Annotated in this window: 25 protein-coding genes; 13 read left to right on the top strand and 12 right to left on the bottom strand. The window is 73.2% G+C overall.

What is annotated here, in order from left to right:
* Positions 1 to 350 precede the first annotated feature (350 nt).
* Entirely contained in the window at positions 351 to 656 is a 306-nt protein-coding gene (locus tag DMB66_RS39905) for a hypothetical protein (RefSeq protein ID WP_125809316.1), read from the top strand.
* On the opposite strand, the gene DMB66_RS39900 is transcribed toward DMB66_RS39905, so the two are convergent.
* The 3 genes from DMB66_RS39900 to hisI are packed head-to-tail and all read right to left on the bottom strand — an operon-like array spanning position 590 to position 3,146.
* Positions 590 to 1,150 carry a Trp biosynthesis-associated membrane protein gene (locus DMB66_RS39900; protein ID WP_125809315.1) on the bottom strand — a complete coding sequence of 187 codons (561 nt, stop codon included), beginning with the start codon at positions 1,148 to 1,150 and terminating at the stop codon, positions 590 to 592. The two genes, DMB66_RS39905 and DMB66_RS39900, sit on opposite strands and share 67 nt — an antisense overlap.
* The gene (locus tag DMB66_RS39895; protein WP_125809314.1) at positions 1,150 to 2,730 is read right to left on the bottom strand and encodes an anthranilate synthase component I; all 1,581 of its coding nucleotides are present in this window, start codon (positions 2,728 to 2,730) and stop codon (positions 1,150 to 1,152) included. The genes DMB66_RS39900 and DMB66_RS39895 overlap by 1 nt, the downstream gene beginning before the upstream one ends.
* Positions 2,727 to 3,146, bottom strand: a complete 420-nt coding sequence (gene hisI, locus DMB66_RS39890) for a phosphoribosyl-AMP cyclohydrolase (protein ID WP_233625172.1) — start codon at positions 3,144 to 3,146, stop codon at positions 2,727 to 2,729. The genes DMB66_RS39895 and hisI overlap by 4 nt, the downstream gene beginning before the upstream one ends.
* Positions 3,147 to 3,352: 206 nt before the next feature.
* Between hisI and DMB66_RS39885 the strand changes: the two genes are divergently transcribed.
* The 4 genes from DMB66_RS39885 (at position 3,353) to DMB66_RS39870 (ending at position 7,940) form a co-directional block, all read left to right on the top strand.
* A complete protein-coding gene (locus tag DMB66_RS39885; RefSeq protein WP_125809313.1) occupies positions 3,353 to 5,158 on the top strand; it encodes a hypothetical protein in 1,806 nt (601 codons plus the stop codon).
* Positions 5,159 to 5,769: 611 nt separating this feature from the next.
* The gene (locus DMB66_RS39880; protein WP_125809312.1) at positions 5,770 to 6,492 is read left to right on the top strand and encodes an ABC transporter ATP-binding protein; all 723 of its coding nucleotides are present in this window, start codon (positions 5,770 to 5,772) and stop codon (positions 6,490 to 6,492) included.
* An 85-nt stretch (positions 6,493 to 6,577) separates the two neighbouring features.
* Positions 6,578 to 7,315 (top strand): ABC transporter permease, encoded by a 738-nt coding sequence (locus DMB66_RS39875; protein WP_125809311.1) that lies wholly within the window; start codon positions 6,578 to 6,580, stop codon positions 7,313 to 7,315.
* 13 nt (positions 7,316 to 7,328) lie between these two features.
* Positions 7,329 to 7,940 carry a TetR family transcriptional regulator gene (locus DMB66_RS39870; protein ID WP_125809310.1) on the top strand — a complete coding sequence of 204 codons (612 nt, stop codon included), beginning with the start codon at positions 7,329 to 7,331 and terminating at the stop codon, positions 7,938 to 7,940.
* On the opposite strand, the gene DMB66_RS39865 is transcribed toward DMB66_RS39870, so the two are convergent.
* Positions 7,937 to 8,680 carry a DUF2470 domain-containing protein gene (locus DMB66_RS39865; protein WP_125809309.1) on the bottom strand — a complete coding sequence of 248 codons (744 nt, stop codon included), beginning with the start codon at positions 8,678 to 8,680 and terminating at the stop codon, positions 7,937 to 7,939. The genes DMB66_RS39870 and DMB66_RS39865 overlap by 4 nt on opposite strands.
* A 102-nt stretch (positions 8,681 to 8,782) precedes the next feature.
* On the opposite strand from DMB66_RS39865, the gene rpsD reads away from it, so the two are divergent.
* On the top strand, positions 8,783 to 9,391 hold the full coding sequence (gene rpsD / locus DMB66_RS39860) for a 30S ribosomal protein S4 (RefSeq protein ID WP_125809308.1): 609 nt from the start codon (positions 8,783 to 8,785) through the stop codon (positions 9,389 to 9,391).
* Positions 9,392 to 9,445: 54 nt separating this feature from the next.
* Here the strand turns inward: rpsD and DMB66_RS39855 are convergent, their stop codons facing one another.
* Positions 9,446 to 11,290 carry an ABC transporter ATP-binding protein gene (locus DMB66_RS39855; protein WP_370320118.1) on the bottom strand — a complete coding sequence of 615 codons (1,845 nt, stop codon included), beginning with the start codon at positions 11,288 to 11,290 and terminating at the stop codon, positions 9,446 to 9,448.
* Positions 11,287 to 13,041, bottom strand: coding sequence for an ABC transporter ATP-binding protein (locus DMB66_RS39850; RefSeq protein WP_125809332.1), 1,755 nt, complete (start codon positions 13,039 to 13,041; stop codon positions 11,287 to 11,289). Before DMB66_RS39850 ends, DMB66_RS39855 begins: the two co-directional genes overlap by 4 nt.
* 203 nt (positions 13,042 to 13,244) lie before the next feature.
* Here DMB66_RS39850 and DMB66_RS39845 point away from each other — a divergent pair, with 203 nt between their 5' ends.
* Positions 13,245 to 13,874 carry a TIGR03085 family metal-binding protein gene (locus tag DMB66_RS39845; RefSeq protein ID WP_125809307.1) on the top strand — a complete coding sequence of 210 codons (630 nt, stop codon included), beginning with the start codon at positions 13,245 to 13,247 and terminating at the stop codon, positions 13,872 to 13,874.
* Between the two features lie 10 nt (positions 13,875 to 13,884).
* Here DMB66_RS39845 and DMB66_RS39840 read toward each other — a convergent pair whose 3' ends face one another.
* Positions 13,885 to 14,880 carry an aldo/keto reductase gene (locus DMB66_RS39840; protein WP_233625171.1) on the bottom strand — a complete coding sequence of 332 codons (996 nt, stop codon included), beginning with the start codon at positions 14,878 to 14,880 and terminating at the stop codon, positions 13,885 to 13,887.
* 89 nt (positions 14,881 to 14,969) lie between these two features.
* Here DMB66_RS39840 and DMB66_RS39835 point away from each other — a divergent pair, with 89 nt between their 5' ends.
* On the top strand, positions 14,970 to 15,629 hold the full coding sequence (locus DMB66_RS39835) for a class I SAM-dependent methyltransferase (protein ID WP_125809306.1): 660 nt from the start codon (positions 14,970 to 14,972) through the stop codon (positions 15,627 to 15,629).
* 11 nt (positions 15,630 to 15,640) lie between these two features.
* On the opposite strand, the gene DMB66_RS39830 is transcribed toward DMB66_RS39835, so the two are convergent.
* A complete protein-coding gene (locus tag DMB66_RS39830) occupies positions 15,641 to 16,117 on the bottom strand; it encodes a hypothetical protein (RefSeq protein ID WP_125809305.1) in 477 nt (158 codons plus the stop codon).
* 101 nt (positions 16,118 to 16,218) lie between these two features.
* On the opposite strand from DMB66_RS39830, the gene DMB66_RS39825 reads away from it, so the two are divergent.
* The 3 genes from DMB66_RS39825 to DMB66_RS39815 all read left to right on the top strand — a co-directional run bounded on the left by DMB66_RS39825 (position 16,219) and on the right by DMB66_RS39815 (position 18,727).
* The gene (locus tag DMB66_RS39825; protein ID WP_125809304.1) at positions 16,219 to 16,929 is read left to right on the top strand and encodes a response regulator transcription factor; all 711 of its coding nucleotides are present in this window, start codon (positions 16,219 to 16,221) and stop codon (positions 16,927 to 16,929) included.
* Between the two features lie 10 nt (positions 16,930 to 16,939).
* A complete protein-coding gene (locus DMB66_RS39820; protein ID WP_125809303.1) occupies positions 16,940 to 18,208 on the top strand; it encodes a HAMP domain-containing sensor histidine kinase in 1,269 nt (422 codons plus the stop codon).
* A 75-nt stretch (positions 18,209 to 18,283) separates the two neighbouring features.
* Positions 18,284 to 18,727 carry a PepSY domain-containing protein gene (locus DMB66_RS39815; protein ID WP_125809302.1) on the top strand — a complete coding sequence of 148 codons (444 nt, stop codon included), beginning with the start codon at positions 18,284 to 18,286 and terminating at the stop codon, positions 18,725 to 18,727.
* Positions 18,728 to 18,792: 65 nt separating this feature from the next.
* Here DMB66_RS39815 and DMB66_RS39810 read toward each other — a convergent pair whose 3' ends face one another.
* Positions 18,793 to 20,004 (bottom strand): S8 family peptidase, encoded by a 1,212-nt coding sequence (locus DMB66_RS39810; protein ID WP_125809301.1) that lies wholly within the window; start codon positions 20,002 to 20,004, stop codon positions 18,793 to 18,795.
* Between the two features lie 343 nt (positions 20,005 to 20,347).
* Between DMB66_RS39810 and DMB66_RS39805 the strand changes: the two genes are divergently transcribed.
* A complete protein-coding gene (locus DMB66_RS39805) occupies positions 20,348 to 22,171 on the top strand; it encodes a long-chain fatty acid--CoA ligase (protein ID WP_125809300.1) in 1,824 nt (607 codons plus the stop codon).
* 215 nt (positions 22,172 to 22,386) lie between these two features.
* Here DMB66_RS39805 and DMB66_RS39800 read toward each other — a convergent pair whose 3' ends face one another.
* Positions 22,387 to 22,845: a pyridoxamine 5'-phosphate oxidase family protein gene (locus DMB66_RS39800; RefSeq protein ID WP_125809299.1), complete on the bottom strand. Its 459-nt coding sequence runs from the start codon at positions 22,843 to 22,845 to the stop codon at positions 22,387 to 22,389.
* Positions 22,842 to 23,189 carry a VOC family protein gene (locus tag DMB66_RS39795; protein ID WP_125809298.1) on the bottom strand — a complete coding sequence of 116 codons (348 nt, stop codon included), beginning with the start codon at positions 23,187 to 23,189 and terminating at the stop codon, positions 22,842 to 22,844. The genes DMB66_RS39800 and DMB66_RS39795 overlap by 4 nt, the downstream gene beginning before the upstream one ends.
* A gap of 83 nt (positions 23,190 to 23,272) precedes the next feature.
* Here DMB66_RS39795 and DMB66_RS39790 point away from each other — a divergent pair, with 83 nt between their 5' ends.
* Positions 23,273 to 24,130 (top strand): sigma-70 family RNA polymerase sigma factor, encoded by an 858-nt coding sequence (locus DMB66_RS39790; protein WP_125809297.1) that lies wholly within the window; start codon positions 23,273 to 23,275, stop codon positions 24,128 to 24,130.
* Positions 24,131 to 24,153: 23 nt separating this feature from the next.
* Here the strand turns inward: DMB66_RS39790 and DMB66_RS39785 are convergent, their stop codons facing one another.
* Positions 24,154 to 25,608, bottom strand: a complete 1,455-nt coding sequence (locus DMB66_RS39785) for a PLP-dependent aminotransferase family protein (RefSeq protein WP_125809296.1) — start codon at positions 25,606 to 25,608, stop codon at positions 24,154 to 24,156.
* Positions 25,609 to 25,647 lie beyond the last annotated feature (39 nt).

Genomic DNA, 25,647 nt, shown 5'->3' with positions numbered 1-25,647 from the left:
GCCACTGCCGGCTTCCGCCTGATCGGATGTCACCTAATGACTCCCCTCTCCGGGTGTCCTCGGCCCGATGCTAGGTGGCCGCCGACTTGTCCAGCCCCCCGGGGTATGGCGCGCCTCACGGGATGGGCTCCTGCATAATGCGCAGCCTGGTGGCGCACTGTATCTCCTGTCACATCCTCCTCGCAGGCCGCAGGCGTCTACCTGCGACCCCCTGGATGATCGGCCGATGCCCCATCATGGTGACGGTGGCGTCACTAGTCGGAAATACGACTCCGGCATCATCGGATTCGGGCAGACTGGTCGGCGGCGTAAGCAACGCCGGCCCCGGCACGAGTCTCGTGAGGTTGACCATGGCAACTGCAGAGGTTGGTTTCGTCACCGTCTCCCGGGCCGTCATCGCGGCGGCCGCCGATCTGGTCGCCGGGGTCGAGCGCCGCGTGGTGGGCGACGACAACGTGCGCACCGCTCAGGGCAACGCGTGGGCGGCGATCTGTGCCGACCGGGCCCGCGCCCAGGCCCGCGCCGACATGGACGTGATGGTCGCGGCGCTGGCCGCCCGGCCCCGCACCCGGCGGGCGCGGCGCGACCGTCAGCGCGCGGTCGGGTCGTCGCCGCGGTCGAGCGCGTCCCAGGCCGCCCTGGTGTCCACCCGCTGATCCACGTCGGCGTCCCGATCCCCGTCGGGGGCCGTCGCCACGCCGCCCCGCCGTTCGTAGCGGGCGCCCATGGCCGGCCACTCGTGGCCGGAACGGGCCGCCGCCAGGCCACCGAGCACGATCCACAGCCCGCCCAGGACGCAGGCCACCGGGCCCAGGGTGGCCCCGGCCCCGGCCGCGCCCACCGCCAGCCCGGCCCGGCCGGCGATCGCTCCGGCCGCGACCCCGAGGCCGACCAGGGCCAGCAGCCCGCCGAGCAGCCGGCGGGCCACGCCGCGGGTCGCCAGCAGCGCCCCCGCCCCGGCCAGGGCGACCAGCGCCAGGCCGAGCACCCAGGGCTCGAGGTCCGCGCCGGTCCGGGCGTCCCGCAGCGACGACAGGCCCGGCCGCGCCGTGACGATCTCCGACCAGGTCCGGGTGACGCCGTAGGCGGCCAGGCCGGCGCCCGCGGCGCAGAGCGACACCGAGTAGGCCAGCCGGCGCCCGGGGGTCATCAGCGCGCCGCGCGCAGCGTCTCGGCGGCGGCGATCGCCGCCAGTACGGCCGCGGCCTTGTTGCGGGTCTCCTGCTCCTCGGCCGCCGGGTCCGAGTCGGCCACGATGCCGGCGCCGGCACCCACGTAGGCCTTCCCGCCGCGCATCAGCGCCGTGCGGATCGCGATCGCCATGTCCATGTCGCCGGCGAAGCCGAAGTAGCCGACCGTGCCGCCGTACAGGCCGCGGCGGGTCGGTTCGAGGCTCTCGATGATCTCCATGGCCCGGACCTTGGGCGCGCCCGACAGCGTCCCGGCCGGGAACGTCGCGGCCAGCGCGTCGAAGGCGGTGCGGTCGGCGCTCAGCTCACCGACGACGGTGGAGACGATGTGCATGACGTGGCTGTACCGCTCGATGCGGGCGAAGTCCGGCACCTCGACGGTGCCCGCCCGGCACACCCGGCCCAGGTCGTTGCGGCCCAGGTCGACGAGCATGACGTGCTCGGCGCGTTCCTTGGGATCGGCGAGCAGCTCCGCCGCGAGCGCGTTGTCCTGCTCGGGCGTGGCGCCGCGCCAGCGGGTGCCGGCGATCGGGTGCAGCAGCGCCCGGCGGACCCCGCCGTGCTCGGCGCTGACCTTCAGATGCGCCTCCGGCGACGAGCCGACGATGTCGAAGTCGTCGAAGCGCAGGAGATACATGTACGGGCTCGGGTTCGTCGCCCGCAGCACCCGGTAGACGTCGAGCGGGTCGGCGTCGGTGGCGCGCTCGAAGCGCTGGGCGACGACGATCTGGAAGCACTCGCCGGCCCGGATGGCCTCCTTGGCCGTCTCGACCGCCCGCTGGTAGTCGCCCGGCGCGGTGCGGCTGACCACCGCACCGGGCGGCACCCGCTCGACCGTGGAGATCATCGGTGGGGTGGGCCGGGACAGCGCGGTGGTCATCGCGTCGAGCCGGCCGACCGCCTGGTGGTAGGCCGCGCGGGCGGCGGCGGCCGAGGCGTCCGGATCCAGCACCGCGTTGGCCACCAGGATCGCCGAGCCGTCGTAGTGATCCAGCACGACCAGGTCGGTGGCGAGCATCATGCCCAGCTCGGGCAGGGGCACATCGTCGGTGGTGGTGGCCGGCAACCGCTCGAAGCGGCGGACCAGGTCGTAGCTGAGGTAACCGACCATGCCCCCGGTCAGCGGCGGCAGGTCGTCGCCCGCGCCGGGCTCCCCGGGCGCCGGCGGCAGGCCATTGCCGTCGCCGGACCCCACCGGCGCGGCCAGGGCCGCGACAGTCTCCCGCAGCGCGACCACCGGATCACCCCGCAGGGGTACGCCGGCAGGCGGGTTGCCGAGCCAGGCGGCCTCGCCGTCGCGTTCGACCAGGGTGGCGGCGCTGCGCACGCCGATGAACGAATACCGCGACCAGGCGGCGGAGCCGGCACCCTGCTCGGCGGACTCGAGCAGGAAGGTGCCCGGGCCGCCGGCCAGTTTGCGGTAGACGCCGATCGGGGTCTCGCCGTCGGCCAGCAGCCGGCGCACGACGGGCACCACCCGGCGCCGGGCCGCCTGCGCGACGAAGCCGTCCTCGTCGGGGGTCACCGAGCCGCTGGTCATGCGCCCGCACCCGGCGCGGTCGCCGGCAGGTCACCCGAGACCGTGGTGCTGGCCGGCAGCTCGTCGAAGAAGCAGGTGTGGGTGCCGGTGTGGCAGGCCGCGCCGATCTGCTCGACCGTGACCAGCAGCGCGTCACCGTCGCAGTCCAGCGCCACCGACCGCACGTACTGGTGGTGGCCCGAGGTGGCGCCCTTGACCCAGTATTCCCGGCGGCTGCGTGACCAGTAGGTCGCCCGGCCGGTGGTCAACGTGCGGTGCAGCGCCTCGTCGTCCATCCAGGCGAGCATCAGCACGTCGCCGGTGCCGGCCTCCTGGACGATCGCGGCCACCAGGCCGTCGGAGGTGCGGCGCAGGCGGGCGGCGATCGCCGGATCCAGCGCGGAGACAGGTCCGTTCACAAGGTCAGTCGCGGGCACAGTGTCACATTCTCCCGCACCGGGCGACAGCGTCCACGAGGCCGTACCGATAGCCCACGATCCGGTCACGGACCCGCACCGGGGGTGTGACCGGACGGCCGGGGACGGTACCGTCGTCCTGCGTTGCGCCTACCAGGTGCCGCGCCCGCCGTCCGACCGGCCCGCCCCGCGGATGGCGCCGCCACTGGAACGGGAGTCTTGAACCGATGGAGCCGACCTCCGAGCCCGAGAACGTCCGGCAGTCGCGTGGCCTCGCCCGCTTCTGGCCGGTGCACGGGATACCCGCGCCGGCTCCACGGCAGTCCGATGAGGATCCGGGCGCGTCGCAGGCCACCGCCGGCGCCGCGGCGCACGCGTCCGACCAGCCAGCCGGCGCCGCCGGCCCGACCGGGGAGCACCCGCAGGTGAGCGATCAGCAGTCCCATCCGCACGATGACCAGCAGGAGTCCGACGAACAGTCGCCGAATCCGTTCGCGCCCCGGCCACACCCGGCGCTGACCAGCGACACCCAGATGGTGGCCCTCGGCTCGCGGCGCCCGGCGGACGCGCTGCTGGGCGGCAACGGCGCCCGGTGGACCAACCAGGGCGGTTTCCCTCCGGTGGAGACCAACGGGCACCGCAACGGCGACGCCGGGCCCCGGCACGGCGGCGCACCGGTCGCCAACGGACAGCCGCCGGTGGGCAGCGGCCCGCTGCCCGGCTCGCGCTCGCCGTTCGCCCCGGGCGGCGACAACCCGCTCCCGTCGTCGCCCTCGGCGTCCTTCGCCCAGCCCGGCGACGACGCGGCGCGTTCCGCCTTCATCCCGGCGGCCAACGAGGAGTCACCCCGGTCGGCGTTCATCCCGGCCGTCAACGAGGAGTCACCCCGCTCGGCGTTCATCCCGGCCGAGGACACCGCACCGGGCGGCCGCCCGGTGTTCGCGCCCGCCGGCAACGACGTGCCACCCGGCTCGCGGTCGCCGTTCGCCCCGGCCGAGGACGACGGCCCGGCCGGACCCTCGTTCGCGCCCTCACCGTTCGCGCCGCAGTCTCCCGGCTCCGCGCCGGTGACCGGTGCCGGTGCTCCGCAGCAGGCGGCGCCGGGCATGGCCGCGTCCGCTGTGCCCCCGCAGCAGGCTGTGCCCCCGCAGCAGGGCGTCCGCCCGCAGCAGGCCGCGCGCCCGGTCAGCGCCACCCCGTCCGCAGCCGGATCCGCCCAGGTGCCGGTGCCGATGCCGGGCCGGCCGGTGAGCACGCCGCCGGCTCCCGCGCCGGCGGCCGTGCCGCACGTGCTCAAGGCCGACTCGTCCGCGCCGACCCGGCTGGAGCCGACCCGGCTCGAGCCGACCGGCTGGGCCACGGCCGGGCCGCGGGCGGGCGCGTCGGGCAGCGCCGCCGTGCCGGTCAGCGCGCCTGCCACCGGGCGCCGCAGCCGCGATGACGAGGCCGCCGACGAGCAGGCGGCGCCCGCTCCCCGGCGGACGTCCGGCGTGGACGACAGGCGGCCGACCAGCGCGGACGACCGGCGGACGTCCGGCGCGGACGACAGGCGGCCGACCAGTGCAGACGACCGGCGGTCCGTCGGCGCAGACGACCGGCGGTCCGTCGGCGCAGACGACCGGCGGCTGGCCAGTACGGACGACCGGCGGGCCGTCGGCGCGGACGACCGGCGGTCGGACGACGCTGCCGAGGCCGCGGCCGGCCGGCGGCTGGACCGGGCCGAGACCACCGAGGCGCCGCTGCGCCCGGGCGACGTGAACGACATCTCGATCACGTTCTGGGCGGAGTCGGCCAGCGACCAGTTCCGCGCCGAGTGGCACGAGGTCAAGGCGCAGTTCGTCGACGACCCGGTGGCCGCCCTGACCCGGGCCCACGACCTGCTCACCGAGGCCGTGCACGAGCTGACCGAGTCGATGCTGGCCGAGCGCGACGACCTGGACCCGCTGCGGGCCGGGGCGAAGCCGGACACCGAGAGCATGCGCATGGCGATGCGCGGCTACCGCGAGTTCCTGGACCGCATCCTGGCCCTGTAATTCGGTGCTCCACCCTGAAATGCCCGGACCGGCGAACGTTGGTCCGGGCATTTCACGTAGCGAGCCTCCAAAATTCAGGCCCGCGGAAGACCCCGGTGCCAGGCCAGGAGCCCGCATGGTCCGCCAGCACACCGGCCCACCTGAGCTCGGGGTCAGGCCAATGTTGTGCCGGAGCGGTGCGGGAGCTCGCCGATGCGCCAGGGCGCGGAAACTGACCACACCGCGAGCCCGAGCACGACCGGACTCGAAAGCCCACCGTGCGGGCCTACGTCCAACTGATGAGCCCCGCCGGGCACTGCTACCCACCTCCTGAGCATCCGGTCCCACACTCCGGACCCAAAACCCACAAACCGCGCACATCGCCGCCGAAAGTCGCGACCTTGATACGCGAGGGCGCCGGACACGCCAGAGATCTCCAAGATCCGCGAAACCGGTGCCCGAACGCAGGTGCGGGCGGCGCCCGCCGCCCGCTGCCCCGGTTTCAGGGAAGTCAGCTGCGGGATCGCGGCTTTTGTCATGCCCGTGTGCCAGTTTCGCGAATCTCGATTGCCCGGCCCGCAGAATTCATCTAGCGTTGAACTCAACAGATGATGAGTTCTTGGGGAGGCACCATGAGCAGCGCCATCGAGGTCGACAGCCTCGTGGTCGAGCGCGGCAGACGTCGCGTGTTGCACGGGATCAGCTGCGCCGTCGCGGCCGGCAGCGTCACGGGGCTGCTCGGCCCCAGCGGCAGCGGGAAGACGACGCTCATCCGGGCGATCGTCGGGGTGCAGGTCGTGAAGTCCGGCACGGTCACCGTGCTCGGCGAGGCCGCGGGGGCGCCCGCGCTGCGGCGTACGGTGGGCTATGTCACCCAGGCCCCCAGCGTCTACGCCGACCTCTCCGTCCGGGAGAACGCTCGGTATTTCGCCTCCCTCTACGGCCTGAGCGCGGCCGACGCGGACCGGGCGATCGCCGACGTCGGCCTGGCCGGCGCCGCCGGGCAACTGGTCGGCAATCTCTCCGGCGGCCAGCGCAGCCGGGCCTCCCTCGGCTGCGCGATGATCGGCGCGCCCCGGCTGCTGGTGCTCGACGAGCCCACCGTCGGACAGGATCCGGTCCTGCGCGCGGACCTGTGGGCGAAATTCCACGCCCTCGCCGCGGCGGGCACGACGCTGCTGGTCTCCAGCCACGTGATGGACGAGGCAGGGCGCTGCGACCGGCTGCTGCTCATCCGCGAAGGCCGGCTGATCGGCGACGACTCCCCGGCGGCGATCCGCGCGGCAGCCGGCACCGAGGATCTGGAAGAGGCTTTCCTCCGGTTGATCCGCGACAGCGAACAGGTGACGGCATGAGCGCCTGCACCGAGCGGCACTCAGCCGCACCGACCACCAACCTCGCAGGCGAGGGCCAGAAGGACACGCCAAAGGGAGGCACGGCATGAACGTCCGGATCACGCTTTCGACGGCGGCGCGCATCCTGCGGCAGCTGCGGCACGACCGGCGCACGGTCGGGTTGCTGGTCGTCGTGCCGGCGGCGCTGCTCACCCTGCTCTATTTCATGTACGACGACGCGGGTGGCACCTTCGACCGGATCGCGCTGGTCATGCTCGGGATCTTCCCGTTCGTGATCATGTTTCTGGTGACCAGCATCGCGATGCTGCGCGAGCGCACCACCGGCACCCTGGAGCGGCTGCTCACCACTCCGCTCGGCAAGCTCGACCTGCTCTTCGGCTACGGGCTGGCGTTCGGCCTGGCCGCGGCGGCGCAGGCCGGTGTCGCGGTCGCGGCGGCGTACTGGGTGCTCGGGCTGGACACGGTCGGCACTTCCGGGCTGGTTGTGCTGATCGCCGTGGTCGACGCGGTGCTCGGGGTGGCGCTCGGGCTGTTCTGCAGCGCCTTCGCGCGCACCGAGTTCCAGGCCGTACAGTTCCTACCGGTAGTGGTCATCCCCCAACTGCTGCTCTGCGGTCTGTTCGTGCCGCGGGCGCAGATGGCGGGCTGGCTGCAGGCGGCCGCGGACGTGCTGCCGCTGTCCTACGCGGTCGAGGCGCTGGCCCAGGTCGGCGCGCACCCGGAGGCCACCACGACGATGTGGCGCGACCTGACGGTCGTGGCCGGCGCGGCGATAGTCGCCCTGGTCCTGGCCGCCGCGACGCTGCGGCGTCGCACACCCTGACGAGGAGCTGTTCTTGGTACGGCGTAGCGGGCGGCGTCCGGGCAACCAGGACACCAAGCAGTCCATCCTGGAATCCGCCCGCAAGGCCTTCGCGGAGGTCGGCTACGACAAGGCCTCGGTGCGGGCCATCGCCGCCGTGGCCGGGGTCGACCCGGCGCTGATCCACCACTACTTCGGCACCAAGGAAAAACTCTTCCTGGCGACCATGAACCTGCCGATCAACCCCGCCGAGGTGGTCCCGAAGGCGATGGCCGGGCCCCGCGAGCAGGCCGGCGAGCGGCTCGTGGCGCTGCTGATCAGCGTCTGGGACTCGCCGGCCGGCATCGCCGCGGTGGGGCTGCTGCGCTCGGCGATGAGCAACGAGTGGACCGCCCGGCTGCTGCGCGAGTTCGTCGTCACCCAGGTGCTGCGCCGCGCGGTCGCGGAGCTGGACATCGACGAGAAGCAGGCACAGACCCGGGCCGCGCTGGTCGCCACCCAGATCGGCGGGCTGGTGATGGTCCGCTACGTGCTCAAGGTCGAGCCGGTGGCCTCCGCCCCGGCCGAGCAGCTGGTGGCCGCGATCGGCCCGGCCGTGCAGCGCTACCTGACGGGCGACCTGCCGGGGGTCTTCGAGACGGCCTAGGCCGCCGCCTCGCGCTCGCCGGTGCAGCGGTGGCACAGCACCGGGTGCAGCAGGTGGGCCAGGTCGTGCCGGTCGGCGACCGGCCGCGGGAACGCCAGCCGGGCGACCCGGTCGCCGAGGCGGACCATGAAGCCGTACCGGTCCAGGCGCACGACCTTGGGCTCGTCGCCGGGGCGGGCGGCCGGGCCGAGCTGGCGGCGGACGTAGTCGGCCATCTCGTCGACGTGGTGGTCGGCGAGGTCGGCGACCAGGTCGAACTCGACGGTCCGCAGCGGGTCCGGGCTCGCCAGCGCGTAGTCGTCGGGGTCGATGTCCACCAGCACGCCGTTGCGTTCGTAGCGGACCTCGGCGACCTCCATCCGGTGCAGGACCTGGGTGTCGCCCACGTCGAGCAGGTCGGCCGCCGGGTCGGTGTCGGCGTAGTCCAGCGCGGCCTCGCGGGCCTGCTCGCCGGTGAGCGCGACGGCCCAGCCGGCCACCCACACCCGGCCCAGCGAGGGTGCGCCGGCGACCGGCGGCACGTCGCTGATGTCGAGCACCAGCGCGGTGTCGTCGTTGCCCGCGGTGGGGCGCAGCGCGGTGGTCAGGGCTCCGTTGCTAGGGGCCAGCAGCAGCAACCGGCCCTGGCTGTCGGTCACGTGCCGTACCGGGTACGGACCCTGCCGGCACGCGATGTGCGCGGTGGCGGGCAGGTGTCCGGCGGCCAGGGTACGGGCGACCTCGGCGGGCGTGGGCTGCATATCGGGTACCTCCGAGCACCGGTTAGGATTGCCTTAGTAAGGTGAGCCTAACCGTACAACACACCTGAACCACAGCGCCCCTCAACTGGAGTGAGATCGCCCGTGAACAACTCCCGACCCAAGGCCCGGCTGTCGCGGGCACTCGGCATTCCGCTGACACGCAAGTGCGTGAAGTATTTCGAGCGGCGGCCGTTCCCGCCCGGCATGCACGGCCGGGGGCGGCGCAAGGCGTCGGACTACCAGGTCCGGTTGCTCGAGAAGCAGCGCCTGCGGCACCAGTACAACATCAGCGAGGCGCAGATGCGCAAGGCCTACGACGACGCGCACCGCAAGGAGGGCAAGACCGGCGAGAACATGGTCGCCCTGCTGGAGAGCCGCCTCGACGCGACCGTGCAGCGCGCCGGCCTGGCCCGCACCATCTACCAGGCCCGCCAGCTCGTCGCGCACGGTCACTTCACGGTGGACGGCACGAAGGTCGACCGGCCGTCGTACCGGCTCAAGCCGGGCCAGGTCGTCGAGGTGCGCGAGAGCAGCCGGCAGAAGCCGCCGTTCCAGATCGCGGCCACCGGTGCGCACCTGGACGGCCCGACGGCGCCGTACCTGTCCACGGCGATCGAGGAGCTTCGCATCATCGTGATCCGCAAGCCGCTGCGCGCCGAGGTCCCGGTGATCTGCGACGAGCAGCTGGTCGTCGAGTTCTACGCGCGATAATGATGGCGTCGCTCCGCTCCGCGGCGATCGCCTTGTGACCGCTGAGTCGCGAACTCAGCGGGTCTGTTCCAGCCAGGAGGCGTAGAGCTTGGCGTAGATCGAGCCCTCGTCCTCCAGCAGGGTGGCATGCGGGCCGCGTTGCACGACGCGGCCCGCGTCCACCACGATCACCTCGTCGGCGGACTGCGCGGTGGACAGCCGGTGGGCGATGGCCACGGTGGTGCGGCCCCGGGTGACGGTGTCGAGCGCGCGCTGCAGGCGCACCTCGGTGGCCGGGTCGACCGCGCTGGTCGCCTCGTCCAGCACCAGCAGGTCCGGGTCCGCCACGTACGCCCGTACCAGCGCGACCAGCTGCCGCTCCCCCACGCTGAGCGCCTCGCCGCGCTCGCCCACCGAGGTCTGCAGCCCGAGCGGCAGCCCGGCGAGCCAGTCCGCCAGGCCCAGCTCGACGAACGCCAGCTCCAGATCCGCGCCGGACAGCTCGGGCGCCGCGAAGCGGATGTTCTCCGCCACCGTCGCGTCGAACAGGAAGCCGTCCTGCGGCACCATCACCACCCGCGAGCGCAGCGAGGCGAAGCGCACCGAGGTCAGCGGCGTGCCGGAGAGCAGCACCTCGCCGCCGGACGGGTCCATCAGCCGGGTGAGCAGCTTCGCGAAGGTCGTCTTGCCGCTGCCGGTCTCGCCGACCACCGCCACCCGGGTCTTCGCCGCGATCTCCAGATCGACGTCGGCGAGCACAAAGGGAGTGCCTTTAGTCCGGTCAAGGGTGGCGGCGGGGTGGTTGGACAGGGCGCCGGGATAGTTGTATGACACGTCGGCGAAGCGCACCGAGAGCGGGCCGGGCGGCAGCTCCACGCCCCGCGCCTCCGGGTCGGCCACGTCCGGCTCGATGTCGAGCACGTCGAGCACCCGGCGCCACCCGGCGACCGCGTTCTGCGCCTCGTTGAGCACCTCGGTGGCGATCTGCACCGGCTGGATGAAGAGGGTGACCAGGAACAGGAACGCGGTCAGCTTGCCGACGGTGAGGCCGCCGTCGACGCCGAGCAGCACGCCCACGACCACCACGGCGGCCAGCGCCACCCCGGCCGCGATCTCCCCGGTCGAGAAGCTGATCACGCTGGTCCGCAGGGCCTTCTGCTGTGCCACCCGCAGGCTCTCGATGGAGGTGTCGAGCCGCTTGCCGGTCCGCCCGGCCACCCCGTACGCGCGGATGACGGTCGCGCCGACCACGCTCTCGGCGACCGCGCCGAGCATCGTGCCGGTGCGCTCGCGCACGACCCGGTAGACGCCGGCGAGCCGCCTCTGGAACAGCCTGATGATCACCACGGCCGGCAGGAACGCGGCGAACACCACCAGGGTCAGCTGCCACGAGTAGACGAACATGACGATCGTGGTGACCACCAGCTGCCCGGAGGTGAGCAGCAGCATCACGCCGCCGGTCTGCAGGAACTGGGTGATCTGGTCGACGTCGCCGGTGACCCGGGAGACCAGCGAGCCGCGCCGCTCGGACTGCTGGTGCAGCATCGACAGATCGTGGATGTGCCGGAAGGTGCGCGAGCGCAGCCCGGCCAGCGCGGTCTCGCTGACCGTGAACAGCCGCCGGGTCATCGCATAGCCGCAGGCGGTGGAGACCACCAGGACGGCCAGGGTCAGGCCGACGACGACCGCCACGACGCCCAGGTCCGGGCCGCCGGGCGCCCGGATGCCGCGGTCGATGCCCTGCTGCACCGCGATCGGCACGGCGACCCGGCCGGCCATCGAGACCAGCGCCAGGGCGAGCGTGCCGATCAGCCCGGGCCGCAGCTCGGGCGAGAGCGCGATGCCGCGCCGGACGGTCGCCAGGGTGCCTTCTTCGGGCTTCTCCGCGACGGCGGCTTTCTCCAGGACGGCGGCAGTCACGCGGTAACCCTGCTGTCTTCTTCGCGAGCGGCCTCGGCCTGCTCGTACGCGGTGACCAGATTGAGATAGCCGGGCTCGGTGGCGAGCAGCTCGGCGTGGGTGCCGGTGGCCACCACCCGGCCATCGCAGAGGTAGACGACCTGGTCGGCGAGCGCGATGGTGGCCCGCCGGTAGGCGACGACCAGGATCGACGCCCCCGAGTCGTGCCTGCGCAGCGAGGCCAGGATGGCAGCCTCCACCCGCGGGTCGACGGCGCTGGTGGCGTCGTCGAGGACGAGCAACCGCGGCTGCCCGGCCAGCGCCCGGGCCAGGGTGAGCCGCTGGCGCTGCCCGCCGGAGAGCGACGTGCCACGCTCGCCGACCGCGGTGTCCAGGCCGTCGGCGAGGTTGCCGACGAAGCCCTCGGCCTGGGCCAGGCGCAGCGCGGACCAGGCGGCGTCGTCGTCCAGGCCGGCCCGCTCCAGGGTCACGTTGCCGCGCACGGTGTCGTCGAAGACGAACGGCACCTGCGGCACGAGCGCCGCCGCCGACGCCAGCGCCGGCACGCTCAGCTCGGGCAGCGGGGTGCCGTCGAGGCAGACAGTGCCCTTGTCGGGGTCGACCAGCCGCACGGCCAGCGAGGCGATCGTCGACTTGCCCGAGCCGGTCGCGCCGACCAGGGCGACCGTCCGGCCGGCGGGGACGGTGAAGGTGACGTCGTGCAGCACCTCGGTGCCCTCGCCGTACGAGAAGTGCACGTGGTCGAAGCTGACCTCCGCGGGCCCGGTGCCCGCCGGCTCGGCCGAGCCGTAGGCGAGGTCGCCGTCGGCGCCCAGCACCGCCTCGACCCGCTCCCAGCCGGCGACGCTGCGCGGCAGCTCGGCGACCACCCAGCCGATCGCCCGGACCGGGAACGCCAGCACGGTGAACAGGAACGAGACGCTGACCAGCTCGGCGACGCTGATCGCGCCGGACTGCAGCCGCCAGGCGCCGAGCATCAGCACGGCCAGGGTGCCGACGCTGGGCAGGCTGTCCATCAGCGGGTCGAACAGGCCGCGGAGCCGGCCGACCGAGATCAGCGCGTCGCGCAGCTCGGTGACGTGCACGGCGAAGCGCCGCGACTCGGCCGCCTCGCGGCCCATGGTCTTGACCACCAGCGCGCCGTCGAAGCTCTCGTGCGCGACCGCGCTGACCTTGGCGCGCAGCTGCTGGGCGCGGATCTGCCGGGGCGACATCCGCCGCGAATAGACCAGGTTGAGGCCGAACAGGGCCGGGAAGAGGACGACGCCGACCAGGGCGAGGACCCAGTCGGTGAGGAACAGCGAGACCAGGGCCGCGGCGATCATCACGATCGTGCCGACCGCGAACGGCAGCGGCGCGATCGGCACGAACGCGGCCTCGACGTCGGAATTGGCGTTGGACAGCAGCGTGCCGGTGGCGTGCCGCTGGTGCCAGGCGGGCGGCAGCGCCAGGTAGCGCCGGGTCACCGCGCGCCGGTAGCGGGCCTGCAGCCGGAACTGCATGTAGCCGGCGCCGAGGCGGCGGCCGAAGATGCTGGCCACCCGCAGCACCGCGATGCCGATGAACACGGCGGCGATCAGGGCGAGCTCGCCCGCGCCGGCCCGCTGCTCGGCGAACGCGGGCACGACGACGTCGCCGATCACCCCGCCCACCACGTATGAATTCGCGATGACGAGCAGGCCGAACAGGCTGCTGCCGACCGTGCCGACGATGAAGAGACGGGGTTCGGTGCGGATTGCCCTGCCGAGCACGCGCAGGCCCCGGCCGAGCACGTCGCGACTGGCCCTCGTGGTCAAGGATCTCCGCCCAGCGGTAAGTCCACGCCGGGGGTCCCGGCCTTACCGGTCCATCCTGCCGAACCCTCCGCGAAACGCCACAGGTTTACATTGTGTCAACAAGCACACCGCGCCGCAGCCCCGGCTCCGCCGCAGCCCGCGGGGCCTACCATCGATTAATGACCGACTTCGCGCGCGGGGAACGCCGGCAGCTCGCCGACCTGCTGCACCACGTGGGCCCGGAGCTGGCGACGGTGTGTGCCGGCTGGACCACCCGCGACCTCGCGGCGCACCTGGTCGTCCGCGAGCGGCGGCCGGACGCCATGATCGGCTCGGTGATCCCGCCGCTGGCCGGGCACGGCGAGCACGTGCGGCTGGCCAAGCTGTCCCAGCCGTACCCGGAGCTGATCCGCCAGCTGCGCACCCCGCCCTGGTGGAGCCCGATCAGCAACCCGCTGACCGACGCGCTGACCAACACCGTCGAGTTCTTCATCCACCACGAGGACGTCCGGCGCGCCACGCCCGGATACGCACCGCGCGACCTGCACCCGGACGAGCAGCAGGCGATCTGGCGGACCACCAGGCTCACCGCCCGGCTGGTCCTGCGCAAGATCGGCTTCCCGGTGCTCGTCGAGGCCGCCGGCTTCGGCACGCTCCGGCTCGGCGACGGCGAGCCCCGCGCCACGCTCACCGGCGATCCGGGCGAGCTGGCGCTGTTCGTCTCCGGCCGGCAGCGGGTGGCCGAGGTCGACGTCACCGGCGATCCGGCGGCCGTCGCGAAGCTGACGACCGCCCAGATCGGGATGTGAAGCGGCCGGCCTATTCCCGGGTGGCGGAGACCCAGTTCGGATCGCTGTGGTCCGAGCGCGGGCCGACCACCGCGGCGGCCAGGTCGTCGAGCAGCTTGAGCTGGCCCGCGTCCAGGGCCACGCCGAGGCTCGCGACGTTCTCGTCGACCCGGGCGGCGCGCCGCGTGCCGGGTATCGGCACCACCGGCAGCCCCAGCTCGGTGCCCCGGACACGCAGCCAGGCCAGCGCCACCTGAGCCGGGGTCGCGCCCACCTCGGCGGCCACCCCGCGCACCCCGGAGACCACGGCCTGGTTGCGGTCGAACGCGGCGCCGGAGAAGCGGGACAGCCCGGACCGCCAGTCGCCGGCGATCGCGGCCTGATCGAGGGTGCCGGTGAGGAAGCCGCGGCCCAGCGGCGAGTACGGCACGAAGCCCACCCCGAGCGCCGCGGCGGCCGGCACCACGGCCCGTTCGACGTCGCGGCTCCACAGCGACCACTCGCTCTGCACGGCGGCGATCGGGTGCACCGCGTACGCCTGGCGCAGCTCGGCCGCGGTCACCTCGGACAGGCCCAGGTGCCGGACCTTGCCGGCGCGGACCAGCTCGGCCATCGCGCCGACGGTCTCCTCGATCGGCACCCGGAGGTCGCGCCGGTGCAGGTAGTAGAGGTCGATGACGTCGACGCCGAGCCGGCCCAGGCTCGCGTCGCAGGCCTGCCGGACGTAGCCGGCGTCGCCCCGGGTCGCCGTGGTGCTCAGGTCGCCGTCCCGGGCGGTGATGCCGAACTTGGTGGCCAGGGTGACCTCGTCGCGCCGGTCGGCCAGCAGCCGGGCCAGCAGGCGCTCGTTGCTGCCGGCGCCGTAGAGGTCGGCGGTGTCGAGAAAGGTGACGCCGACGTCCACCGCGTGGTGCAGGGTGGCCAGCGACTCGGTGTCCTGCGCCGGGCCGTAGACCTCGGCGAGGCCCATGGCCCCGTAGCCGAGGGCGCTCACCGTCAGGTCGTCGCCCAGCTGGGTGGTATGCACGAGATACTCCCGTTCCTCGATCCCGATCGTCTTGGCACCGACGCTAAAGTACTTGCCGCCCGGCCGGAGCCTCTGCTGTCCTGACGGACATGTCGAACCCGGCGGTGGACTTCCTGGCCGGACTCGCCGGCGGCGGCCCGGTGCTGGAGCTCGCCATCGGTACGGGCCGGGTCGCGGTGCCCCTGGCGGCCCGCGGCCTGCGGGTGGAGGGCGTCGAGGGCTCGCCGGAACTGGTGGCGAAGATGCGCGCCCGGCCCGGCGGGGCGGACATCCCGGTGGTCGTCGGCGACATCTCGGACCTCGCCGTCCGGGGCCGGTTCCCGCTGGTCTACGTCGTCTACAACACCCTGTCCACGATCGTCGACGCCGAGCGCCAGGCGGCGTGCTTCCGCGACGTCGCCCGGGTGCTGGCCGCCGGCGGCGCGTTCGTCATCGAGGCCTTCGTGCCGGACCCGGCCGGCTTCGAACGCGACGCGCAGCACCCGCAGGTCCGGGCGGCGGCCGCGGACGAGGGGCCGTTCCGGCCGCACCGCCACGACCGGGCCGCGGAGACGTTCGTCCGGCAGTGGCCGGACTTCACCGCCGCCGGGGTGCGGCCCCAGCCGTCCGGCATGCGGTATCTGTGGCCGGAGCAGATCGACCGGCTCGCCGCCCGGGCCGGCCTGCGGTTCGAGGCCCGTTACGCCGACTGGCACCGGCGCCCGTTCGAGGCGGCCAGCACCGACCACGTGTCGGTCTACCGGGCCTGACAGCACAACGGTCAGTCGTCGTGGTCCTCGACCAGCGTGGGCACGCCGCCGGGGCAGACGATCTCGAACTTGACCCGGTCGGCGCGGTCGCCCAGGCCGCGGAATTCGCCCTCGGCGTCGTCCTCCTGCGGGCCCCGATCCTGCTCGTGCAGCTCGTAGCCCTGCCGCGGCGACATGCTCACCACCTCGGGCCGGGTGCCGGCGCACCGGCCGACGACCGTGCCGGCCCGGGTGGGAAAGGTCCGGGTGGCCGCGGTGGTGGCCGGCGCCGGCGGCGACGACGGCCGTGCCCCCGTGCCCGCCGATGCCGACGGCGACCCGGTGATCTGCCGGGCCAGCTCGTCCGCCACCTCGGCGGCGCTCAGCGGGCGGGTCTCCGGCGAGGTGAGACCGTTGCCGATGACGCTGATCGCGCCGAGGCCGACCAGCACGGCGAGCACCGCCGCGCCGAGCCAGCCGGCGGCCACCAGCAGGGTTCGACGATTCACCCGATCGACTATGCCCGGCGCTGTCCTAAGGCCGGCCCCCGGGGACGCTAAGAGAGGGTTAAGAGCGCTGCCGCGTACCGGGGGCCGGGTTACCGTGCAGCGTGGCCCACCTTCTGCTGATCGAGGACGATCCGGCGATCCGTACCTCCCTGCTGCGCGCCCTGCGCGAGCGCGGCCACGCCGTGGCCGCCTCGCACACCGCGATGGACGGCCTGCAGACCGCCCTGGCCGAGCGCCCCGACCTGATCGTCCTCGACCTCGGCCTGCCCGACCTGGACGGCCGGGAGCTGCTGCGGATGCTGCGCGCGGTGAGCACGATGCCGGTCATCGTGGCGACCGCCCGCGACGACGAGCAGGAGATCGTCCGGGTGCTCGACGCGGGCGCCGACGACTACATCGTCAAGCCGTTCACGGCCGCGCAGCTCGACGCCCGGGTGCGCGCGGTGCTGCGCCGCGGCGGGGCGGCCGGCACCGACCCGGTGGCGTTGACGGTCGGCGGGCTGCGCATCGACGCGGGCGCACGCACGGCCACCCTGGACGGCGCCGAGCTGGACCTGACGCCCCGCGAGTTCGACCTGCTGCACCACCTGGCCAACCGGGCCGGGCAGGTGGTGAGCAAGCGGGAACTGCTCAGCGAGGTGTGGCAGATCCCGTACGGCGGCGCGGACAAGACCGTCGACGTGCACCTGTCGTGGCTGCGCCGCAAGCTCGGCGAGACCGCGCAGGAGCCGCGCTACCTGCACACCGTCCGCGGGGTGGGCGTGCGGCTGAGCCAACCCGCGGCGGAGAACCCGTGCGAGTCCGCGACATGAGCGGCCCGGCATGAGGCGCCGGTTGATCCTGCTCGTGGCGGCCACCACCTGCCTGGTGCTGATCGCGTTCCTGGTGCCGCTCGCGCTGCTGATCCGCCAGGTCACCGAGGACCGGGCGGTCGGCCGGGCCGACGACGTGCTGCAGGCGATCGTGCCGCAGATCGGCACCAGCGACCCCGCTTCCCTCGCGCTGACCGTGGAGGGGCTGCCGCTGCCGGTCAGCGTGTTCCCACCGGACGGGCCGGTGCTGGGCCAGGCCGCCGAGCGCACCCCGGCCGTCCGGCTGGCGCAGCTGACCGCCCGGTCGTTCACCGTGGACACCGACGCCGGCCGGGAGATCGTGGTGCCGGTGCTCAGCGGCGGCAAGACCTACGTGCTGCGTACCGTCGTGCCCGCCGACCGGCTGACCAGCGGGGTCGCCCGGTCCTGGCTGGTGCTCGCCGGGCTGGGGCTGGCCCTGGTCGCGCTCGGGCTGGTGGTGGCGGACCGGCTGGCCCGGTCCATCGTGGCGCCGATCGCCGACCTGTCCGCGGTCTCGCACCGGCTGGCCCGCGCCGAGCTGACCGCCCGGGCCGGGCCGGGCGGCCCGCGCGAGGTCCGCGAGGTCGCCACCGCGCTGAACCATCTCGCCGGGCGCATCCAGGACCTGTTGCGCGAGGAACGGGAGCAGGTCGCGGACCTGTCGCACCGGCTGCGCACGCCGCTGACGGCGCTGCGGCTGGAGGCGGAGTCGCTGCGCGACGAGGACGAGGCGGCGCGGGTCTCCGCCGCCGCGGACAGCATCGAGCGCGCGGTCACGGCCGTGATCCAGCAGGCCCGCCGGCGCGGCGGCGACCGCGCGCCGGCCGCGGACGCCACGGCGGTGGTCGCGGCCCGGGTGGCGTTCTGGACCGTGCTGGCCGAGGACACCGACCGGGAGGTACGCCGGGAGCTCCCGTCGGCGCCCCTGCCCGTGGCGCTGCCGGCCGACGACCTGGCGGCGGCGCTGGACGCGCTGCTGGGCAACGTCTTCGCGCACACCCCGGACGGCACCGGCCTGGCCGTCTCGCTCGCGGCGCGGCCGGGCGGCGGCGCGGTGCTGACGGTCACCGACTCGGGCCCGGGCTTCCCGGCCGAGGCGTCGCGCCGGGGCTCCTCGGGCAGCGGCTCCACCGGGCTGGGGCTGGACATCGCCCGGCGGGCGGCCGAGGCCGGTGGCGGCGCGCTGCACGTCGGGGCGGCACCGGGCGGCGGTGCCGAGGTGCGCCTGGAGCTGGCCGCCGCCTTAACCCGGTCTTAGCGATCACACAGCGCGGCCATAGCCCGCCGAGCGCGAACCTGTGGGTGTTCCGTACCGCAGACACCGGAGGTTTTCATGATCAGGCTTCGTACCGCTTCCGCCATCACCGCCGGCGCGGTCGCCGCGCTCGCCATCGGCGGCACGGCCCTGGCGGCGGGAAGCGACACCACTGCCTCCCCCGCACCCGCCGCCTCGGAGTCCACTCCTTCGGCTCCCTCGTCGGCACCGTCCTCGGCCGCTTCGGCCGACGCGATCAGCCTGGACGCCGCGAAGGCGATCGCGATCAAGGCCGCCGGCGGCGGCCAGGTGACCGACATCGAGCGGGAGACCGAGCACGGCCGCGCGGTCTGGGACGTCGAGGTGCAGGTCGGCGACGTCGAGCACGACATGGACGTGGACCGGGCGTCGGGCGAGGTGCTCGGGCACCAGAGCGAGCGTGACACGGCCGACGATCGGGACGACGACGCGGACGACCACGACGACAACGACGACAGCGACGACAACGGGTCGGACGACTGATCTCCGTACCGCGAAACGTGGAGCCCCGGACCGACCGGTCCGGGGCTCCGTCGCGTTCGGCCGGATCAGGAGCCGACGTAGAGCAGCCGGTTCGGCGAACCGGTGCCGGGGCTGGTCACCTTGTTGGGGGTGGAGTTGTTGACCAGGTTGTCGCGCACCTGGGCCGGGGTGAAGGACGGGTTGGCCGCCAGCACCAGGGCCGCGGCACCCGCCACGTGCGGGGACGCCATCGACGTGCCGCTGATCGTGTTGGTGGCGGTGTCGCTGGAGTACCAGTCCGACTTGATGGACGAGCCCGGCGCGAAGATGTCCAGGCAGGTGCCGTAGTTGGAGTACGAGGCCTTGGCGTCGGTGCTGGTGGTGGCGCCGACCGTGATGGCCGAGGCGACCCGCGACGGCGAGGAGTTGCAGGCGTTCGCGGTCGAGTTGCCGGCCGCCAGGGCGTAGGTGACACCCGAGGTGATCGAGCTCGCGACGGCGTTGTCGAGCGCGGTGCTGACGCCGCCGCCGAGGCTCATGTTCGCCACGGCCGGCTTCTTGGCGTTCTGGGTGACCCAGTTGACGCCGGCGATGACGCCCGCGTTGGTGCCGCTGCCGGCGCAGTTGAGCACCCGGACGCCGACGAGCTTGACCGCCTTCGCGACGCCGTACGCGGTGCCGCCGACCGTGCCCGCGACGTGCGTGCCGTGGCCGTTGCAGTCCACACCGCCGCTGCCGACGGCGTCATAGCCGAACGTGGCCCGGCCGCCGAAGTCGCTGTGGCTGTACTTGATGCCGGTGTCGATGATGTACGCCGTCACGGCGCTCGCGGTGGTGTTGTAGGTGTACGTGGTGCTCAGCGGGAGGTTCCGCTGGTCGATCCGGTCGATGCCCCAGGTGGCGCCGGACTGGGTGGCGAGCAACGAGACCCGCTGGTTCTGCTCCACGTAGGCCACGCTCGGGTCGGCCGCGAGCCGCTTGGCCGCGGTCTCGTTCATGGCGGCCTCGAAGCCGTTGAGCGCCGAGCCGAACGTCTGCCGCACCTGCGCGCCGTAGCCGCGGGCCAGACTGGACGACTTGTCGCCGACGGCCGCGACTCGGCCGGCCTTCGTGCCGAGCGCACTGTCCTTGAGAACCACGATGTAGCTGCCGGCCACCGCGTCGGCCGTACCGGCGAGCCGGATCTGGCCGGTGGCCGGGGCAGCCGCCGCCGGGGTCACCGTCGCGGCCGTCGTCGCCGCCACGACGAGCACGCTCATGGCCAGGAAGCGGCCGTTTCTGGGACGTCGAATCGCCATGCTCTTCCTCTCTCGCGCCTGCGGACCCTGGTCCCGGGCTCGTGGCCCGCGCCGGTCCGTTGCGCTGAGGCTAGGGGCAAAGCATTAAAGGTCCTCTATATCGATTGGGCCATATCAGCGAATGTGCAGAACCTTGACCTGCGCGGGCAGTGCCACGCCGACCGTGGCACTGCCGGTGGCGCCGCTCGACGGTTAGGATCGGAGTGCAGGTCAACCCGCGAATGGCAGAAGATCATCGCGAGGCACTCTGGCCCTCGCGACCTCGGGGCAATACTCTGCGGTAACACAACTGTCACTCACGATTTCCCCCCATAGCCCCATAGACGCAAAGAGGCGGCGCCCGATGGCTCTCGAGGTTCCCTACCGGTCAATCCCGGACATGTTCCTGCAGCGTGTGCGGGCCACCCCGAATGGTCGAGCGTTCGCCACACCGACCGCAGATGACACCGCGATCACGTGGCTGACCTGGTCCCAGGTCGGCGAGCGCGCGACTGCGATCGCCGCCGGCCTGGCCGGGCTCGGCGTCGGTCTCGAGGACAGGGTCTCGATCCTGTCCGGCACCCGCCTGGAGTGGGTGCTGGTCGACCTCGGCATCAACTGCGCCGGTGCGGCGACAACCACGGTCTACCCGACCACCGAGCCCGAGGACGCGGCCTTCATCGTGGCCGACTCAGGTTCCAAGGTGCTGGTGGCGGAAGACCCGAAACAGGCACTCAAGCTGGCCGGCGCGGACACCTCGGTCACCCACGTGGTGCTGATCGACGGCCTGGCCGACGCGAACGCCACCCCGCCGCAGCTCACCCTGGCCGATCTGGAGGAGCGGGGCCGCGCCGCGCTCGCCGCCCAGCCCGACCTGGTCGACAAGATCGTCGAGGGCATCGGCCCCGACAACGTGGCGACCCTGATCTACACCTCCGGCACGACCGGCCGGCCCAAGGGCGTGCAGCTGCTGCACCGCGGCTGGACCTGGGAGGGCGTGGCGCAGGCCGGCCTCGGCCTGTTCGAGTCGACCGACCTGCAATATCTCTGGCTGCCGCTGTCACACTCGTTCGGCAAGACGCTGCTCTGCGGCATCCTGCACGTGGGCGTGCCGACCTACGTCGACGGCCGGGTCGAAAAGCTGGTGGAGATGCTCGCGGTGGTGCAGCCGACGCTGATGTGCGCGGCGCCCCGCATCTTCGAGAAGGTCTACAACAAGACGGTGACCACCGCGCTCAGCGCCGGCGGCGCGAAGGCCAAGATCTTCAGCTGGGCGGTCGGCGTCGGCAAGGAGAAGGTCGCCCTCGAGCAGGCCGGCAAGCCGGTCGGCGGGGTGCTGAAGGCCAAGTACGCGGTCGCCGAGAAGCTGGTCTTCAGCAAGCTGCAGCAGCGCCTCGGCGGCCGGCTGCGGGTGCTGGTCTCCGGCGCGGCCCCGCTGAGCCGCGACATCGCGGAGTTCTTCGCCGCCGCGAACCTGCCGATCTTCGAGGGCTACGGCCTGACCGAGTCGAGCGCGGCCAACTTCGTCAACACGCTGGACGGGTTCAAGATCGGCTCGGTCGGCCGGCCGCTGGGCGACCTGGAATGCCGCATCGACACCGACGGCGAGATCCTGCTGCGCGGCGCCCCGGTCATGCGCGGCTACCACAACCTGCCGAAGGAGACGGAGGAGTCGTTCACCGAGGACGGCTTCTTCCGCACCGGCGACATCGGCGAGCTGGACAGCGACGGCTACCTGAAAATCACCGACCGCAAGAAGGACCTGGTCAAGACCTCCGGCGGCAAATACATCGCCCCGTCGGCGATCGAGGGCATGTTCAAGGCCGTCTGCCCGTACACGTCGCAGGCGGTCGTCGTGGGCCAGGGCCGCAACTTCGTGACGATGCTGATCTCGCTGGACGAGGACGCGATCACGGCCTGGGCGGCGGGCGGCCCGCTGGCCGGCAAGTCCTACCAGGAGATCCTGGCGGCGCCGGAGACCGAGAAGCTGATCACTGACTACATCGAGGAACTCAACGGCAAGCTGAACCGCTGGGAGACGGTCAAGAAGTTCGCCATCCTGCCCCGCGACCTGAGCATCGAGAACGGCGAGATCACGCCGTCGATGAAGATCAAGCGGCGCAGCGTGGAGACCAACTTCGCCGGTCAGATCGACAAGATGTATGCGGGAAGCCTCGTGCAGATGTAGCCAGCATCAAGATCAAGGGCGTCAAGGTCAAGGGCTTCCTTGCCACGGTCCGTGCGGGGTGCAGACCGTCGCTCCCGCGGGGACCGGGCGAGGGCAGCCAATCGCCTGGCGGCTCATGAACGGCCGCCCTCACCCTGCCAGGTCCGTGCTCACCAGAACGAGCGCCGCGATCTCCGATCGCGGCGCTCGCGCTTTACCCCGGCGGCTGGTTCTGATCAGTGGAGCCAGGTGCCGTTTCGCATCAGGGTTCGGTCCGCGATCTCGTTCACTTCTCGCCAGGCCTGGACGCGGTCAGGGCGCAGGATCAGGTAGACGTACGTGCCGCCGGCCTGCCGTGGGTCCCAGTCGGTGCCGTTCGCGTAGCCCTCCGCCACCCAGGCCGGCGCTTGCGCCACCGGGAAGGTCTCCCCCAGCACCGCGTCGATCATCACCACGTCCCGGGTCGCGCCCAGCGCGATCCGCGCGACGCCCGTCGCCGTCAGGTTCGCGGCCGTCCGCGACTTGGCGTCCGTGGCCAGCACGATCCGTTCGCGCAGCCAGGCCATCGTCAGCGGCACCAGGTAGGGGGTGTCCGCAGCCGCGGTCGCCACCCACACGTCCGGGACGGCGGCGGTCAGTTTGGCCAGGACGTCCGCTTTGCGGTCCGCCGGCGGGCGGGGGCCGGGGTGGGTCATGCCGGCTGGAGGAGGCCCAGAGTGGCGCCGTCCCTGTCGCGTACCGTCGCGATCAGTTTGCCGTCGCCCACGTCCTTGACCCCCTGCACTTCCTCGGCCCCCGCCGCCAGCAGCTCGTCCAGGGCCATTTTGATGTCGGCCACGTGCCAGTACATCACCGGGCCGGTCAGGCCCCGCGCGTGACCCTGCGGGTCCAGGCCGACGTGCTGGCCGCCGGCGGTGTAGCCGACATAGTAGGGCTGGTCCACGTCCGGTGCCACGCCGAGCAGGGCGCCGTAGAGTGCCTTCGCCGCGGTGAGGTCGCTGACCGGGATGACGATGGTGCCGATGCCGGAGGTTGTCATGGTGTGGTTCCTTCCGTGAGCGTCACAACGGGCCGCCGTGGTCCGTCAAGGTGATGACGGATGCCGACGCGGAGGTGTGACAGGTGAGCGAGATGGACCAGTTGGCGCGGCGCTTCGAGGCCGACCGGCCGCATCTGCGGGCCGTCGCCCAGCGGATGCTCGGTTCGGCCGCCGAGGCTGACGACGCGGTGCAGGAGGCCTGGTTGCGGCTGAGCCGCAGCGACACCTCGGCGGTCACCAACCTGACCGGCTGGCTCACCACCGTGGTCTCCCGGGTCTGCCTCGACATGCTGCGCTCCCGGGCCGCCCGCCGCGAGGACATCGCGGACCTGCCCGAGGCGCCGGCCGCCGCGGAAACCCAACCGGAGAACGAGGCGCTGCTGTCGGACGCGATCGGCCCGGCGCTGCTGCTCGTGCTGGACACTCTCGCGCCCGGGGAGCGGCTGGCCTTCGTCCTGCATGACCTGTTCGCCGTGCCGTTCCCGCAGATCGCCGAGATCGCCGGGTGCTCACCGGCCGCGGCCCGGCAACTGGCCAGCCGGGCCCGGCGCAAGGTGCAGGGCCGCGAGGCGGAGGAGGATCGCGCTCGCAGCCGTACCGTGGTCGAGGCTTTTCTGGCCGCCGCCCGCGGCGGTGACTTCGCTGCGCTGCTCGCCCTGCTCGACCCGGAGGTCGTGGTCCGCGCGGACGCCGCGGCGGTCCGCACCGGGGCGAACGAGCTGGTCCGCGGGGCGAACGCGGCGGCCGAGACCTTCTCGGGCCGGGCGAGGCACGCCGAGGTGGCGTTGCTGGACGGCGAGGCCGGCCTGGTCTGGGCGCCCGGCGGCACGCCGCGGGTGGCGTTCGCCTTCACCCTCGCCGGCGGCCGGATCACCGGCATCGACCTGATCGCCGACCCGGCCGACCTGGGCGCTATGGAAGTGACCCTGCTCGGCGGCTGACGGCGGGCTCGAGCCCGGGCGCCTCAGGCGATGACGGTGGGCGTTCGCCAGGCCGGCCGGGTGGCGCGGTCCAGGTCGTGGCGGACCGACGCGATCCGGCGGATCGCTTCCGTGAGATCGTCGGCCGCCAGCGTGAACGGCAGCCGGATGAAACGTTCGAGGGTGCCGTCGAGGCCGAACCGCGGGCCGGGGGCGAGCCGCACGCCGACGTCCTCGGCCGCGCGGGACAGGGCGCTGGAGATCGGCCCGTCCAGCTCGGCCCAGAGCGTCACGCCGCCGGCCGGGACGGTGAACCGCCACTCCGGCAGATATTCGCCCAGCGCCGCGACCAGCGCGTCCCGGCGGAACGAGAGCTGCGCGCGGCGGGCCGCGACGATCGTCTCGGCGTCGCGCAGCAGGTGGCACGCGACGAGCTGTTCGAGCACCGGGCTGGCCATGTCGACGCCGACGCGCAGGGCCGCGAGCCGCTGCACGAGCGGGGCGGAGGCGCGGACCCAGCCGATCCGCAGGCCACCCCAGTACGCCTTGCTCATGCCGCCGATCGAGACGACCCGGGAGTGCCGGTCGAAGACGGCGACCGGCGGCGGCATCGCCGTGCCGTCCAGCGGCAGGTCCACGAAGGACTCGTCGACGACCAGTTCGGTGCCGGTGGCGTGGGCGGCGGCGACGAGGCGTTCGCGGAGCTCGGCGGGCATCAGGTGGCCGGTCGGGTTCTGGAACTCCGGAATGACGTATGCCAGCCGGGGACGGGTCTGGCGCAGGGCGCCGAGCAGCATCTCGCCGTCCCAGCCGGCGGCCGCGTCCAGGCCGTGGGTGGTGATCCGGGCCCGGCGCGCGGAGAGGGCGGCGAGGGCGTTCGGATAGGTCGGCGACTCGACCAGCACCGCGGCGCCGGCCGGGACGGACAGGCGCAGCACCAGGTCGAGGGCCTGCTGCGTGCCGCTGGTGATGAGGATCTGCTCCGGGCTGGTGGGCACGCCACGGGCGGTGTATCCGGCCGCGACCACCTCGCGCAGGTCCATCAGGCCGGTCGGGTGATAGCCGGCGCTGCCCAGAAAGCGCGGCAGGTCGTCGGCGGCGGCGCGGGCCGCGGGCACCAGCTCGACGGGCGCGGCGGACGCGGCCACGCCGAGGTCGATCATGTCCATGTCGTCGTCCGGGGTCCACAACCCGGAGGAGGCGACCCGGTGACCGTTCGGCAGGGTGGTCCAGCTCCCGGCGCCGCGCCGGCTGGTCAGGTGGCCGGTCTCGCGGAGCGAGCGGTACGCGGCGGTGATGGTGGTCCGGCTGATGGCGAGCGCCTCGGCCAGCTCCCGTTCGGCGGGCAACCGCACGCCCAGCGGTAGCCGGCCGTCGGTGAGCAACCCCCGGATCGCCCCGGCCAGCGCGGCGTAGTCCGGGCTGCGATGCCGTCCGGGCAGCGAGTGCCACTGACCCAGGAGGCGAGCCAATTGGCCCCCTCGAACCGACGTCGTCATAGCCACCTCCCGGAAATTGGCTCTTTGTGCCGAGCCAAT

Source organism: Actinoplanes sp. ATCC 53533, from assembly GCF_003947245.1.
The sequence above is the reverse complement of the archived record's forward strand: the minus strand, read 5'-3'. Positions and strand labels throughout refer to the sequence as shown.

What these genes read in the sequence shown, in the direction of transcription:
- DMB66_RS39905 (WP_125809316.1), top strand. Translation starts at nt 351, where the DNA reads ATGGCAACTGCAGAGGTTGGTTTCGTCACCGTCTCCCGGGCCGTCATC.
- DMB66_RS39900 (WP_125809315.1), bottom strand. Translation starts at nt 1,150, where the DNA reads ATGACCCCCGGGCGCCGGCTGGCCTACTCGGTGTCGCTCTGCGCCGCG.
- DMB66_RS39895 (WP_125809314.1), bottom strand. Translation starts at nt 2,730, where the DNA reads ATGACCAGCGGCTCGGTGACCCCCGACGAGGACGGCTTCGTCGCGCAG.
- DMB66_RS39885 (WP_125809313.1), top strand. Translation starts at nt 3,353, where the DNA reads ATGGAGCCGACCTCCGAGCCCGAGAACGTCCGGCAGTCGCGTGGCCTC.
- DMB66_RS39880 (WP_125809312.1), top strand. Translation starts at nt 5,770, where the DNA reads ATGAGCAGCGCCATCGAGGTCGACAGCCTCGTGGTCGAGCGCGGCAGA.
- DMB66_RS39875 (WP_125809311.1), top strand. Translation starts at nt 6,578, where the DNA reads ATGAACGTCCGGATCACGCTTTCGACGGCGGCGCGCATCCTGCGGCAG.
- DMB66_RS39865 (WP_125809309.1), bottom strand. Translation starts at nt 8,680, where the DNA reads ATGCAGCCCACGCCCGCCGAGGTCGCCCGTACCCTGGCCGCCGGACAC.
- DMB66_RS39845 (WP_125809307.1), top strand. Translation starts at nt 13,245, where the DNA reads ATGACCGACTTCGCGCGCGGGGAACGCCGGCAGCTCGCCGACCTGCTG.
- DMB66_RS39835 (WP_125809306.1), top strand. Translation starts at nt 14,970, where the DNA reads ATGTCGAACCCGGCGGTGGACTTCCTGGCCGGACTCGCCGGCGGCGGC.
- DMB66_RS39820 (WP_125809303.1), top strand. Translation starts at nt 16,940, where the DNA reads ATGAGGCGCCGGTTGATCCTGCTCGTGGCGGCCACCACCTGCCTGGTG.
- DMB66_RS39815 (WP_125809302.1), top strand. Translation starts at nt 18,284, where the DNA reads ATGATCAGGCTTCGTACCGCTTCCGCCATCACCGCCGGCGCGGTCGCC.
- DMB66_RS39810 (WP_125809301.1), bottom strand. Translation starts at nt 20,004, where the DNA reads ATGGCGATTCGACGTCCCAGAAACGGCCGCTTCCTGGCCATGAGCGTG.
- DMB66_RS39805 (WP_125809300.1), top strand. Translation starts at nt 20,348, where the DNA reads ATGGCTCTCGAGGTTCCCTACCGGTCAATCCCGGACATGTTCCTGCAG.
- DMB66_RS39800 (WP_125809299.1), bottom strand. Translation starts at nt 22,845, where the DNA reads ATGACCCACCCCGGCCCCCGCCCGCCGGCGGACCGCAAAGCGGACGTC.
- DMB66_RS39795 (WP_125809298.1), bottom strand. Translation starts at nt 23,189, where the DNA reads ATGACAACCTCCGGCATCGGCACCATCGTCATCCCGGTCAGCGACCTC.
- DMB66_RS39785 (WP_125809296.1), bottom strand. Translation starts at nt 25,608, where the DNA reads ATGACGACGTCGGTTCGAGGGGGCCAATTGGCTCGCCTCCTGGGTCAG.